Below are 13,679 nucleotides of genomic sequence, written 5' to 3'. Positions count from 1 at the left end.
GCTCATGACCAGCCTCACCGGATTCGCCGGCGCCTTGCCCGATGCCCATGGGCGCTCCCCGGGGCTACCGCTGCGGGCGCTCGCTCTCGGCGCAGCCTGGCTCGCGCTCGCGGGGGCGACCTACGCCCTGCCGGAGGACGGCGACTTCCCCACCACCGCCGCCTTCGCGGCCGGGGCCCTCGGCCTCGGCCTCGTCCTGCCGCTGCTGGTCGCCCGGTCGGCGCATCTCGGCCGGGCCGGAGCCTCCCTGGCGCACTGGACGCCCTGGCTGACGCTTCTGGCGCTGGCCCTCACCGCCTGGGAACTCATCACGGCGAAGTTCGCGCTCCTGCCGATGCCCTTCTTCCCGCCGCCGCAGGCGATCCTAGAAGTCTTCGTGGAAGACTGGCCGAGGCTCGGCGGCAGCATCCTGGCCTCGCTGAAGCTGCTCGCCGGAGGCTACCTGATCGGCGCCGGTCTCGGCTTCGTGCTCGGCGTCGCCATCGGTTGGTCGAAGGCCGTGGGCTACTGGGCGCATCCGATTTTGCGGTTCGTCGGGCCGCTGCCGGCGACCGCGTGGCTGCCGATGGCCTTCTTCGTGTTTCCCTCGTCCTGGTCGGCCAGCACCTTCCTGATCGCGCTCGCCACCGGCTTCCCGGTCACGGTGCTGACGTGGTCGGGGGTCGCCGGGGTCAACAAGGCCTATTTCGACGTGGCGCGCACGCTGGGGGCCTCGCCCGCCTTCCTCGTGTTGCGGGTCGCGGTCCCGGCGGCGCTGCCGCACGTCTTCGTCGGGCTGTTCATGGGGCTCGGCGGCGCCTTCGCCGTGCTGGTGGTCGCCGAGATGCTCGGCGTGAAGTCCGGCCTGGGCTGGTACCTGCAATGGGCTCAGGGCTGGGCCGCCTACGCCAACATGTACGCCGCGCTGATCGTGATGGCGCTGATGTGCTCCGGGCTCATCACCCTGCTGTTCCGCCTGCGCGACCGGGTGCTCTCCTGGCAGAAGGGGCTGGTGCAATGGTAGCCGGTCCACTCGAACGCTCCGCCCCGGCGCCCCTTGCGGCGGCCGGATCGCGGCTCACCGTCGAGGCCGTCTCGCACGCCTTCGACATCCGCGGCGCCGCGCTACCGGTGCTCGACCGCATCTCCCTCGACGTGGCGCCGGGCGGCTTCGTGGCGCTGCTCGGTCCCTCCGGCTGCGGCAAGTCCACCCTACTGCGTCTCGTCGCCGGGCTGGAGCCGCCCGGCGCCGGCCGCATCTCGATCGACGGGGCTGGGGTCACGGGCCCCGATCCGTCGCGCCTGCTCGTGTTCCAGGACCCGACGCTCTATCCCTGGCGCACGGTGCAGGGGAACGTGATGCTAGGGCTGGAGGCCCGCGGTGTCGCCAGGCGCGAACGCGCGGCCCGGGTCGAGGCGGCCCTGCGCCTCGTCGGGCTCGACGGCTTCAGCGAGGTCTTTCCGCACCAACTCTCCGGCGGCATGGCCCAGCGCGCGGCGCTGGCCCGCGCCCTGGTGAACGCGCCGCGCCTTCTCCTGCTCGACGAACCGCTCGGCAAGCTCGACGCTCTGACCCGACTCAGCCTGCAAGCCGAGATCCTGCGGCTGTGGCAGGAGACGCGCTTCACCGCGCTCCTCGTCACCCACGACGTGGAGGAGGCGCTGGTGCTGGCCGAGCGTGTCATCGTGCTCTCCGACCGCCCGGCCGCGATCCGCGCGGACATCCTCGTCGAGCGTCCCTATCCGCGCCACCGCGACGATCCTGAATTGGTGCGTCTGCGCCGAAAAATCCTCGGCATCCTCGGTCAATCGATCTGATCGGCTGCCGCTCGGGGTCGTGCTTTCATCCTCCGTTCGACCGGCCCATCCGTAACCACCGCGCCAACCGAAGCCGGTGGCGTCGGTTGGCTAAGCGAACAATGTCGGATCGTCGTGATATGCGTGCCAAAGGTCTGCTGCTGGCGCGAAGCAGGCATTCCCGGTGTGGATCAATGCAAACTCCAGACCTCGATGACGCGCTGAGAGCGTTCGTGGGGAGCTAAGCTCGAGGTTCCGATCCATTGTCGCCGACAACGTGAATCGCGAACGACACACCGAACAGGACAAGCGCAGCGAGTGTAAGATTGCCGCGGTTTTTGTCTGTGCTGAGGCATTCAAGCCTGAGGACAGAGGCTACGAATTCTGCGTCTCGAATATATGAGAGCGGGAGCCTCCAGGATTCCGCGGTCACTCTTAGTGCAGCGGTCACGGTCCAATCGCCCGCTTGAGGCTTGGTGCCGCCCAAAAGTGCATGCCGTTGCCTTGCATGACATTCGGCGGCCGGCATGACCGAGATGTCTAACGTTGGACCAGGCCAGAGCTACGGGTGTTCACGCGAGTTGATGCCGACCCGAGTGCAGTGCGAATGACAACGGACGATGGGCAGGCCGACTTGGGGCGTACTCGGCTTAGTGACTCTCACGAAACTCCCGCTGCGCTGTCATCGCAGGAGCGAGAACCGGTCGGAAACCGGAATTTCGTGAGGCACTCTTAGCCCTGAGTTTGGCCGGCGGACCTGAACTTGGGCGCCGGATGTATCGCCACGCATTGCGGCAGCATGCACGTAAGCACACCCATGCCCGCAGAGGGGCAAGGGTGCAGCGCGCGGGAGCGGCGACAGCCTGCAAACAATCGACGCACCCCGCGCTTCGAATGACAATATTTTGAACAAAGATGACTGCATTTGCGCCACAATTCGGCGAATCGCGTGCACCGCAATCGTAAATTGGACTTATGCGTACGCTCTTAGGCGCTGTCCGGCTCCGACTATATTCTTACATGCTCGCTTTTAATTCGAATTTAACGAAAAATTTTCGCAACCCTTTCGGCGCCGCAGCAATTCAGAGGGCGTCGCACGGCCGATGACCCGAACGGTTGCCGTCCGCAGAGCGACCCATTCCACGCGCCTGGAGTTGGCCTCGTGTCCCAGCCTACCCTCACGTCCGCGCCGGAGCACCGCCATGGCCGGCTCGTCCGCGTGTCGAGCGTCGGTCTTGCCTCGGTTCTGGCGATCTTGATCGGCACCTCGGTGCTTCCGCCCCTCGTGGCGGACCAATCCGATCGCGCGGTGGTCAACGCCCCGGTCACCCTGCTGACGGCCCCGATCGCGGGCGATATCGGGGCGATCCCGGTCACTGCGGGGGACAAGGTCGAACGCGGTTCGCTGGTGGCCCAGATCACCAATGACCGCCTGGATCGCGCCACGGCGATCCAGCTAGCTGGGCGGGTCTCCGAATTGCGGGAGCGCGCGCTTGCCGCCGAGAACAAGAGAACCTCGAACGAGGCCTATCTTTCGGCCATCGATCGGGCGATCCGGGATCAGTCCGCACAGATGATGCAGGTCCTCCGCTCACAGGTCGAGGAGCTCAAAGCCAAAATCGCCTCAGCCAACGCGTCGGGCGAGGAGAAGCGGGTGCTGATGGAGCGTCAGGTCGGCATGGTCGCGCGCGACGTGGCGAGCCCCGATATGGTGAAGTCGACGACGCAAGCCTTCAACGCCGCGATTCAGGAGAAGAAGGCGGCGGAGGCCAAGCTCAATCAGAAGACGGTTCAGCTCGAGGGACTGGCTCGTGGGCTGTTCCTGGGCGACGAACTGCGCAGCCTTGCCGACCTGTCGGAGAAGCAGCTCTCCATCACCTACGATACGCAGCGCCTTGCAATCGAGGAGAAGGAGCTGAAGGCCGCGATGGTCGATCAGCAGGCGCTGCTGAAGCGGGAGGACCAGCGCCTCGACAGGTTGACGACCTCCGAAATCAAGGCCTCGGCCAAGGGCGTCGTCTACAACGTCAACGCCACGACCGGACGTCACGTCGGAGCCGGCGACAGCCTCGCCTCCGTCGTGGATTGCGAGCGCAGCTTCGTTGTCGCCATCTTCTCCTACCGCCAGGGCCAGAACCTGCAGGTGGGAAGCGCGGTCACGATTTCGGGCGGATCCGTCGGGCCTCGCAAAGGCATCGTGACCGAAATTCTGCCCAAGACCAGCGACACCGTCGACGCGACCTACGCGGTGCCGTTCCCGCAGACGGAGCGGCGCGAGCTCTACGTCTTGGTCAGGCCCGAGCCGCTCCCGGCCAGCGGTGCGGCGTCCGAAACCCCGGTGGAGGCGGCTTGTGGCGTCGGGCGCTGGGTGACGGTCACACGGGAATCGGGCTGGGTGCCGTCGAACTCCGTCGTCTGGCGCGATCTCGGTGACGGCGCGAGCGGGCTCGTGACGAAGGTCGCGGCCGCCGCACCCGATGTCGTGCAAACCGTGTCCGATCACGCCCGGGCCATGGTCTCCTCCGCCAGCGACGTCCTGAAACACGTCGTCTCCACGGGTGCGGATGTCGCTGGCCCGGCCCGGGCCGGCCACGACGTCCCCGTGCGGCCGGAACCCGGAACGCCTCGGGCGAGCTCAGCCGTTGGTGAGGGCCGTTCCGAGACGCAATCGGAGGCGATCGCGCCCGCTATCCAGAGAGACGCGCCGACCATCGCGTCCACGGAGTCCGGGGAGAAGCCTGTGGCCGATCGCATGGCCCCGATCCTGACCCAGCCTTCGAGCACGGGGCAGCAGCCTGCCGAGATCGCCCCTGCGCGCCGCATTTCGATGCCGCCGCTCCCGCCGGCACGGCCGAATTCTTTCCAAAGCGAGGCTCCGAAACGGACAGGTTCCATCGCACAGGAGGCACGCAGCTGAGGGCGGTCGCCGCCGCGCTCGCTCTCACGTTGGGAATGTCGGCCCCTGCCTGGGCGGATGATCTCGGCCGGGAGCTGTGCCGCGCCCTGTCCGGCGCCGTCGAGAGGACGGCGCCCGATGGGGACCCCGTGTTCCTCGCGAGCTACGAGCCCGGGCCGGACGAGAAGGAGGTTCCGCCGCCGCTGCGCAGCACCGCCTTCTCCTACGACAACGCCCTGGCGGCCACGGCGCTCGCGGCCTGCGGCGACCTGCGGCGCGCCCGTCAGATCGGCGAGGCTTTCCTCGTGGCGATCGAGAGCGACCGCACCTTCGAGGACGGTCGCATCCGCAATGCCTATCGCGCCGGCCCGGTGCGCGCGCGTCCCGTCCTCCTCCCGGGCTGGTGGGACGCCGCGAACAAGCGCTGGTCTGAGGACCGCTATCAGGACGGCACGGCGACCGGCAACGTCGCGTGGGTCGGGCTGGCACTGCTCAATCTGCGCGACGCGACGCAGGACCCGCGTTTCGAGAAAGGGGCCACCCGTCTCGCGGCCTGGATCCGAGCGCGGACGGCCCGCCACAACGGGCCCGGCTTCACCGGAGGGCTCGACGGCTACGATCCCGACCAAGCGTCGCTGAGCTGGGCCTCCACCGAGCACAACCTCGACATCGTTGCCCTCGGGATGCGGCTCGGCAAGCCCGACGACCGGGCCATGGCTGCCTCGGCGCGGACATTCCTCGACGCCGCCTTCGACGAGCGGGCCGGCTGCTTCCGGATGGGCACCGATACCGAGGGCCATATGCGCGGTATCGAGGCCGTCGCCCTCGATACGCAGCTCTGGCCGCTGCTCGGGGTCGCCAATCCACCGGAGGCTTGGCGGCGCGCCCTGTCTTGCGCGACCACACGGTTGGGCGTGCCCGGCGGGTTCGATTTCAACGACGACCGCGACGGCCTTTGGGTCGAGGGGACCGCACAGGCGGCGCTCGCTTATCGCTCCGTCCAGAACGAGGCCACGGCAGGCGAACTTCTGCAGACTCTGGCCGGTCAGCGCGCGCCCTCGGGCTGGCTCTATGCGAGCCGCGAAGCACGGCTGACCACCGGTCTGCGAATCGGGCCGGCGAGCACGCAGGACGATTTCTTCTACTTCCGCCGTCCGCATCTTGGCGCGACGGCTTGGGCCGCGCTGGCAGCTTTGGGCCACAATCCCTTCACAGGAGGCCGCGTCCAATGATGTTTCCCTCGCCCGGCGACGCGGCCTCCGTGCTCGCGCTCTCGTTCGGCATCGCGCTCGGGCTTTTCGCTCTCGCGGGCCTGTTGCGGCCGGAGCGCGCCTTCGATCGCCTTCTGTTCGGAGCGCTGACGGCCGCGCTCATCGCTACCTACGCGCGCTGGCGCTGGAGCGACACGCTGCCGCCGCTGACCCCCGAGGCCGGTGCCCTCTGGTCCTACCTGTTCTTCGCCGCCGAGATGGTGGCGGTGGTCTATACCCTGCTCTCGGTGATCATCCTGCTGCGCTTCAAGGACCGGTCAACGGAGGCCGACGCGGCCCAGGCTCGCCGCGAGGCGAGTGGCGAATGGCCGGCCGTCGACATCTTCATCTGCACCTACAACGAGCCGCGCGAGGTTGTGGAGAAGTCGATCCTGCCATCGCTCGCCATCGATTACGAACCCAAGACCGTCTGGGTCTGCGACGACACCCGTCGCGATTGGCTGCGCGACTATTGCGAGGAGGTCGGCGCCCGCTACATCACGCGCCCGGACAACAAGGGGGCCAAGGCCGGCAACCTCAACAACGCCCTGCGTCACACCGCTGAGCGGACCGACGCCCCCCTTATTCTCGTGCTCGATGCGGATTTCGCGCCGCAGCCGAACATCCTCAAGCGCATGGTCGGCCTGTTCGATGATCCGAAGACGGGCGTGGTGCAGTCGCCGCAATTCTTCTTCAATGCCGATCCGATCCAGCACAATCTCGCCGCCTCCGATAGCTGGGTCGATGACCAGCGCATCTTCTTCGACGTGTTCCAGCCGGCAAAGGACGCCTGGAACGCGGCCTTCTGTGTCGGCACCTCGTTCATCGTGCGCCGCGACCGGCTCGGCGAGATCGGTGGCTTCCCGGATGCCGCGATCTGCGAGGATCTCAATCTGTCGCTCGGCATGTCACGCCGAGGCTACGAGACTCACTGGCTGAACGAGCGGCTAAGCATGGGCCTCTCGGCTGAAGGCCTCCCGGAATACATCACGCAGCGTACCCGCTGGTGTCTCGGAACGATTCAGATCGCGTTGCTCGCCGACGGGCCGCTTCGCGGGCCGGGCTATACCCTGGTCCAGCGGATCCACTTCCTGCATGGTGTGCTGAACTGGGCCTGCAAACCTTACATCGTGCTGATGCTGCTGGCCCCGGCGGTCTACTGGATCGCCGGGCTGCCGGCCTTCGAGGCCGACGTGCTGTCCTTCCTGCGATACGGTGCGCCCCCGCTCTTCGCTCTGTGGGCCTATAGCGGCTGGGTTTCGCGCTTGCGCACGCTGCCGATCTTCATGGAGGTGACCCACGCGATCAGTGCGCTCGCCGTCACCATGACGCTCATCCAAGCCGCCGTCCGACCCTTCGGCCGTCCGTTCAAAGTCACGGAAAAGGGGGGTGATCGCTCCCAGATGCGCGTCCGCTGGCGCATGGCCTCGGCCTTCGGCGGCCTCTCCCTGCTTTCGGCCTTCAGCATCGTCTGGGCCTTCATCGCCCCGACCGCTCCGGCCGAGATCTCGGATATCGACTACTTCAACCTCGTCTGGGCCGGAGTGGCGATGGTGCTGACCTTCATCTGCTTCCTCGTCTGTTTCGAATACCCGCGCGTCGATCTCGCATTCCGCTACGACGCCGACGCCCGGATCGAAGCCGGCGGGACCAGCCACGCCTGCCGCATCGCGACCCTTTCGCCCGGCCGGGCGACCCTCGCCGAGGCGGGGGAGCCGGTCTCCGCGGTGGGTGCGCCGCTCATCCTGCACCTTCCGGGCATCGGCGCGATCGACGCGGTTGCGGACTCCGCCGGCCTTTCACTCGATCCGACCCCGGAGCAGTACCGGGCTCTGGTCGTGGCCCTCTACTCCACCCCGCGCGATACCATCGCCCGGGCCGCCCGGTTCACACCGGCCGTTGGTGGCCTGCTCCGCCGGAGCCTGGGCCTCGGCTGAGCGGCGCCGCGGGCGAAGCGCATCGGCGGATACTCTTGAACGCATTCCGACCGAGTGGCGGCCGGTGCGGCCGCAAGAACCCGCGGCAAGACAAGCATCCGGAGACGCCGGCCTGAGGCAATCCGGCCGGATACGGCTCTAGGTGTGGTGATACATGTCGTGCACCGGATGCGTCTGATCCGTGACCCCGATCAGGCCGACCGTGTGATGGGTCGTTGCCTCGTCCGGCCCGTGTGGAAGGGCCGATGGCGCCGGATCCTGAGGGGCGTCCGCGTGGAACACGAGATTGCCGTCCGCGTCGATCACCGCGGGCGGCGGGCTTGGCCGGCCCGGCTTCGCTTGACCGGACGCCCCCTGGGACGCCGCGGAGCCGGATTGGCCGTTTGGCAAAGGCCCGCCCGCCAGATCGGCTTCGACCTGTACAGGCGGCTGGGTCGGCTCGTTGGCCTTGACCGGAGGGGCCGCCTGTCCGGGCGCCTCCCGGTCGGTGCGGCCGCTGACCGAAAGGACGTCATCGACCTGTCCTCGATCGGGATGGGCCGGTGCGATCGCCTCCTGCGCAGCCGGTGCAGACGGCGACGTCAGGTCAGGACCACCGGACGGGCCGGACAGGTCATTCTCGTCCACGCCGTGAACTGTCGCCTGCGGGTCCGCCACTGGGATCGCGCGAACGACGACGGGTCCCGCGCTGTCATGCGGTCCGTCAGGATCGGCTTGGGCGTGCTCACCCTTCGGCGACGCAATCTGAGCGTCCGACGCCGGTGAAGCGCCGTGTCCGAGGGGGTTTTCCGCCTCCGCCCGATCGCTTCCCCGATCCTGCAAGACTGGATCGTGGGCAGCCGACGCGGGAACGGCAGGCTCCGCATCGGCACTTTGCCCGTGCGGCGCCGACTCTTCCTGCGCAGGCCATGCCTGGGGCCCGGCGCCGCCGGCATGGACGTTCGATGGCGACGTCACGGCGACGTCGCTTGGCGTGGATCCGTGCTCCTTCGTGCCGAACACGTCCCCGTTCGTCTGCTCCGAGGCTGCCGCGTTCGCGGCCTGATCGGAGCCATGCTCGATCGAATGACCCCGTGCGGGTTCGGAGGGCGACGATGTCAGATCCTGACCAGGTCCATCCGCCGCCGCGGGCGCCCGATCGGCCTTGGCTGCAGGCCCGGGAGCCGCTCCGTCGGTCGGATCGTGCGCGCCGCCCGGCAGCTCGGTCGCGCTGAGCGTTTTCGATCCGTGGAGAGCGGGATCGGGGTCGAGCAACGCATGAGCCTTCGGGGTCGGTGCCGCGTCGGATCGCGTTTCGCCGGGAGTTTCTGGCTTACCGTGACTTGAAGCCGTGTCGCTCGCGCCGGGACCATGCGCTTCGGGCGCTTGCTGGTCGTTCCGCTCGGCCGGAACCGAGTTTTGACTCTGGCCGCGATCGGCCTGCTGCTCAGTCGCGGGAAGAACGGCTTCGGCCTGCGCGGCCGATCCCCGCTCGTTGGCATCGCTTGGGGCCCGGCCGTGGCCGGCGGTCGGCGCGTCTGAACCCGGCTCACGGTGCGCGACAACCTCGGCCTTCGAGTTGCTGCCATGACCCTGGCCGTTGTTGCTGCCCGTCGGCTCGATCTGCGGATCGTTTCCAGACGCCGCCTCGGTCGGCCGCTGCGAACCTTGATCGTTGGCATTCTCCTGGCCGCTGGCGCGACCAACCTGTTGACCCGCGGGAGGATCGCCGATCACGGCCTCGGCCCGTGCGCTTCCCGGGCCAGAGACGCCGGCATGGCCTTCACTCGGGCCGGTCTGCACGATCGGCGGGTTCTGTGCCACCGCAGTCTCGGCCTGCGGGCCCCGGTCCTGAGCAACGGCGCTCGCGTTGCCGTTGCCACGGCCGGTCTGCTCGACCGGTGGGCCGTTCCTCGTCTCGGCCTGAGCCGGCACGGTTTCTTCCCGAGCGAAAACGCTGGATTGGTCATGGCCGCGGCCGGTCTGCGCGCTTGGCGGATTACTTCCCGTCGCAGGCTCAGCGTGCGGGCCCCGCTCCTGAGCAGCGACACCGGCATTGCCACGGCTGCTCGACTCGACCGGTGGGCTATTCGCCGCTTCAGCCTGAGCCGGCGAGGCGTGTTCCCGAGCGACAACACTGGATTGGTCATGGCCGCGGCCGGGCTGCGCGGTCTGCGGATTACTTCCCGTCACAGGCTCAGCCTGCGGGCCCCGGTCCTGAGCAACGGCGCTCGTGTTGCCGTTGTCACGGCCGGTCTGCTCGACCTGTGGGCTATTCGCAGCTTCGGCCTGAGCCGGCACGGCGTCTTGCCCAGCGACAACGCTGGATTGGTCCTGGCCGCGGCCGGTCTGCGCGCTCGGCGGATTACTTCCCGTCGCAGGCTCAGCCTGCGGGCCCCGCTCCTGAGCAACGGCACCGGCATTGCCACGGCTGCTCGACTCGACCGGTGGGCTATTCGCAGCTTCAGCCTGAGCCGGCGCGGCGTTTTCCCGAGCGCCGCCGCTGGCGTGGCCATTGCCACCGCCGGCCGGCACGGTCTGCGGGTTGTTCCCGCTCGCCCCCTCAGGCGATGAAGCGCGGTCCGGACCGACGGTGTTCACGTGGCCGTTCGTGGGGCTCGTTGGCTCGGCCCGCATTTCATGAGAGGCCGCAGCCGGCGCGCCCTGATCCTGGCCTTGGGCGCTGGCTTGGCCCTGGCCGGGTCCAACCTGCTCGGCCTTCGGGCTGTGTCCGACGGCCGCCATCGCCGGCGAGCCGCGATCCTGACCGGTGCTTTCGATGAAACTTTGACCGGGGCGGGCCTGCCCGGCCTGCGAAGTGTTCCCGGTCGCGGTTTCAACCTGCGCGCTCTGGGCCGCCGCAACGCTGGTGGGGTGCCTGTCACTGTCGGCGCCACGCTCGGCCTGCGGACTATTCCCGGTCGCTGTATCCGTCTGAACGCCTCGGCCTCGACCGATGCCCTCGGGCTGGCTGTGACCGGGGGCGGCCTGTTCTCCTGTCGGATGGGTCTCGGCTCCAGCCTTGGCCGGGGATTCTCGATCCCGGCCCACGCCCTCGACGTGACCGTTGGCAAGCCCCGCCGGATCGACCTTCGCACTGTCCTCGAGCGCAGCCTTTGCGGGTCGGCCGCCGCCCCGATCGTCGGCATCCCGCGAGGCTTCGGGGGCCGGTATCCGGTTCGTCGCAGTCTGGGTTACGGCATTGCCCCAGGCCGGTCGGGCAGGTCCGCTTCCGGCGTCAGCCGAGTCAGACGATGGGGCAGGTGCAGGACGGGCGCGGGAGCCGGGTTCGGCGATCGAGGCCAATGCCGAACCGGCATGCTGATCAGTTGAGTTTGACCCCGGCTCGTCCGATGTGGGCGCCGCACTCTCGCTGCGACCCGACGTCGACGCCTGTTGGCCGCTGGATTTGGCGGCGGACGCCTCGGCCGATGTGCTGGCTAGCGCGACGTCGCTGCCAAATCTCGGCGCCAGCGGCTGGTTCTGCGAGGCTGGTGACTTCGGCGCTTCAGCCGGGGATTCGGTCCGCGCCACAGGAGCCGGATCGACCCGGCTCGCCGCTGTAATCGTGTCGGAAGCCGGGTGAGGACGAGCATCGGGATTCGCGCCGCTGCCCTGCGCCGTCAGAACGGCCGGCTGAGCCGACACGCTCCCGCGGCCGGAGCCGAACGCGGTGCCCGACGCCGGCGCCGCTTCACCCTGCGCGGTTAGGATCGAGGCGTTGCTCGCCCCGTCCGCGAAGTCGAGATTCAGCTCCGCGCTCACGGCGCGGTGATCGATCGCCATGGCCTCGGCTGCGAAGATCATCGCGGAGAGGATGATGGCCTCGAGCTGCTTGCGATCGGTGTCCCGATCACCGGACCCGCCATTGGCCTTCGGCTGCGGATGGCCCGGCGCGGGCCCGCCACCCTGGGAGGCGGGCGGCGGAGATACGCCTTCGCCGTCCGCCACGAGCGAACCGGCATGGGCATCCTCTGAGGACAGGCTCAAGGCTGCCGCCGCCACCAGGGCCGCGAGCAGCGCGGCCGGATGAACCACGAGCGTCGTCCCCGTCGCTGTCGCCGGGATCGGAAGCAGGTGCGGATGCAGTTGGGCGATCTGGTCGATCAGGGTCCGGAAATCCGTGCCACGCACGGGCCGATCCAGAGCGTCCGAGGCGATGAGATAGCTGCCGTCGATTTTGGCGAAATGAATGATCGCGTCGCCGTCCGGTTGGCAGAAGACGAACCACGGCTCACCCTCGTCGCTGAGGCCGTGCTCGCTCGCGATGCTGAACCCGGCACGGAGGAGAGCCGCCTCGACGCGATAGAACTCGGCCAGCTCCTGCTGCGACCAGTTGCCTTGCCGCGCCGATGCCGGACGGAAGAAGGGAATGACCGTGCTCATCGTCATCTCACCGTGTCGGCTCGTGGCGACCCTTGGCGGAGAGCGCCGCACCCCATGGCGGAGCGACCGGGTGCAGCGCTAGCGTTCATGGAAGGCGCGTCCCATCGCGTCGAAGAAGGGCGCGAACAGATATTCCAGGGCCGTGCGCTCCCCGGCCGAGACCACCACCTCGGCTGGCAAGCCCGCGAGAAGGCGATGTCGGACCTCGGCGGGAAGCTGGTGTTCGTCGATCTCCACGGTGCCGGCGAAATAGGCCTGCTTCGACCCCTCGTCGACCAGACGGTCCCGCGACACCACCGTGAGCGTTCCGAAGACTGCGGGCGTCCGGCGAGCCTGAAAGGTCGGAAACTTGATCTCCGCCCGCATGCCGGCATGGACGGCCTCAAGGTCGTTGGGCGAGAATTGCACGTTGACCACGAGCCTGTCCGCCGTCGGGACGATCTCCATCAGCGGCTCGCCCGAGCGGACGACCTGCCCGATCGCGAAAACCTTGAGCCCCTGGATGACGCCGTCGTGGGAGGCGCGGATCTCGTGCCGCCGGAACACGTCCTGCGCGACGACGAGCTTTTCCCGGAGTTCGCCGATCCTCTGCCGCGTCTCGAGAAGTTGGCCGGTGACCGCCTCCTGAAGCTTCTGCTTCAACTGGGTGACCTGCAGCCCGGCCTCGCTGATGGCGTTCTCGGCTTTTGCTCTTTCCGCGACGGAGCGCCCGATCACACCCTCCAGTCGCGTGCGCTCCCGCTCCATCACGAGGAGGCGCGACAGCGGGATCAGATTTCGCTCGTGCAGGCTGCGCAGGCCCTCCAGTTCCTGTCGGATGAAGCCGACCTGCTGCTCGACCGAGGACTTCTCGACCGCAAGGCCGGAGATCTCCGTCCGCAGCTGGGTGACTTTGGCCTCGATGAGGGCGAGTTGGCCCTTCAGCGTCGTCCTCCGTTCGGCCAACTGACCCGCCTGGTCGCCGATCATGCGTGCGAGGACGGGCTCGTTGCGCCGTGCGGCGATGTCGGCGGGCAGTTGCAGGTCGTCGGACTGCGCCTGCTCCGCCCGCAGCCGCGCCTCCAGGACAAGAGCGGCGTCGAGCTGGTTTCGGAACAGGTCCGCACTCGCCTGGGACTGTAGGGGATCGATGCGCAGAAGGACGTCGCCGGAGCGAACCGTCTGCCCGTCCTTCACCAGCACCGCCTGGACCATGCCGCCCTCGAAGTGTTGGACGACCTTGCGGCTGGTTTCCGCGACGATGACGCCGGTGCTGATGACGGCGCGATCCAGGCGGACGGTGGCCGCCCAGGCACCGGCGACGCCGAAGGCCGCGGCGATGAGCGCATAGCCGCCGATCGCGTAACGCTGCCACGCGATCGACGGGACGGCGCTGTCCTCGGCACCCGTTCCGCCTCGGCCCAGCGACGACGAGGAAGCGGCGGAAGACGTGATCGGGATCGGGGCAGGAGGCAT

General features: G+C 68.4%; 7 protein-coding genes. 5 read left to right on the top strand and 2 right to left on the bottom strand.

Going from position 1 to position 13,679, the window contains the following annotated elements; all coding sequences use genetic code 11:
* Window positions 1–4 precede the first annotated feature (4 nt).
* The 5 genes from MSPGM_RS05310 to MSPGM_RS05290 all read left to right on the top strand — a co-directional run bounded on the left by MSPGM_RS05310 (window position 5) and on the right by MSPGM_RS05290 (window position 7,859).
* Complete coding sequence (locus MSPGM_RS05310; protein WP_003600815.1) at window positions 5–1,003, top strand: ABC transporter permease; 999 nt, start codon at window positions 5–7, stop codon at window positions 1,001–1,003.
* The gene (locus MSPGM_RS05305) at window positions 997–1,797 is read left to right on the top strand and encodes an ABC transporter ATP-binding protein (protein WP_003600814.1); all 801 of its coding nucleotides are present in this window, start codon (window positions 997–999) and stop codon (window positions 1,795–1,797) included. The genes MSPGM_RS05310 and MSPGM_RS05305 overlap by 7 nt, the downstream gene beginning before the upstream one ends.
* A gap of 1,141 nt (window positions 1,798–2,938) precedes the next feature.
* Complete coding sequence (locus tag MSPGM_RS05300) at window positions 2,939–4,693, top strand: HlyD family secretion protein (protein WP_003599419.1); 1,755 nt, start codon at window positions 2,939–2,941, stop codon at window positions 4,691–4,693.
* A gap of 35 nt (window positions 4,694–4,728) precedes the next feature.
* Window positions 4,729–5,904, top strand: coding sequence for a hypothetical protein (locus tag MSPGM_RS05295; RefSeq protein ID WP_003599418.1), 1,176 nt, complete (start codon window positions 4,729–4,731; stop codon window positions 5,902–5,904).
* On the top strand, window positions 5,901–7,859 hold the full coding sequence (locus tag MSPGM_RS05290; RefSeq protein ID WP_043765896.1) for a glycosyltransferase: 1,959 nt from the start codon (window positions 5,901–5,903) through the stop codon (window positions 7,857–7,859). Before MSPGM_RS05295 ends, MSPGM_RS05290 begins: the two co-directional genes overlap by 4 nt.
* Before the next feature lie 138 nt (window positions 7,860–7,997).
* Here the strand turns inward: MSPGM_RS05290 and MSPGM_RS05285 are convergent, their stop codons facing one another.
* Complete coding sequence (locus MSPGM_RS05285; RefSeq protein ID WP_012752255.1) at window positions 7,998–12,224, bottom strand: hypothetical protein; 4,227 nt, start codon at window positions 12,222–12,224, stop codon at window positions 7,998–8,000.
* 78 nt (window positions 12,225–12,302) lie between these two features.
* Complete coding sequence (locus MSPGM_RS05280) at window positions 12,303–13,679, bottom strand: HlyD family type I secretion periplasmic adaptor subunit (protein ID WP_003599415.1); 1,377 nt, start codon at window positions 13,677–13,679, stop codon at window positions 12,303–12,305.

Origin of the sequence: Methylorubrum sp. GM97 (genome assembly GCF_024347855.1) — a bacterium.
Lineage (GTDB): Bacteria > Pseudomonadota > Alphaproteobacteria > Rhizobiales > Beijerinckiaceae > Methylobacterium > Methylobacterium extorquens.
The sequence above is the reverse complement of the archived record's forward strand: the minus strand, read 5'-3'. Positions and strand labels throughout refer to the sequence as shown.

What these genes read in the sequence shown, in the direction of transcription:
- MSPGM_RS05310 (WP_003600815.1), top strand. Translation starts at nt 5, where the DNA reads ATGACCAGCCTCACCGGATTCGCCGGCGCCTTGCCCGATGCCCATGGG.
- MSPGM_RS05305 (WP_003600814.1), top strand. Translation starts at nt 997, where the DNA reads ATGGTAGCCGGTCCACTCGAACGCTCCGCCCCGGCGCCCCTTGCGGCG.
- MSPGM_RS05295 (WP_003599418.1), top strand. Translation starts at nt 4,729, where the DNA reads ATGTCGGCCCCTGCCTGGGCGGATGATCTCGGCCGGGAGCTGTGCCGC.
- MSPGM_RS05290 (WP_043765896.1), top strand. Translation starts at nt 5,901, where the DNA reads ATGATGTTTCCCTCGCCCGGCGACGCGGCCTCCGTGCTCGCGCTCTCG.
- MSPGM_RS05285 (WP_012752255.1), bottom strand. Translation starts at nt 12,224, where the DNA reads ATGAGCACGGTCATTCCCTTCTTCCGTCCGGCATCGGCGCGGCAAGGC.
- MSPGM_RS05280 (WP_003599415.1), bottom strand. Translation starts at nt 13,679, where the DNA reads ATGCCTCCTGCCCCGATCCCGATCACGTCTTCCGCCGCTTCCTCGTCG.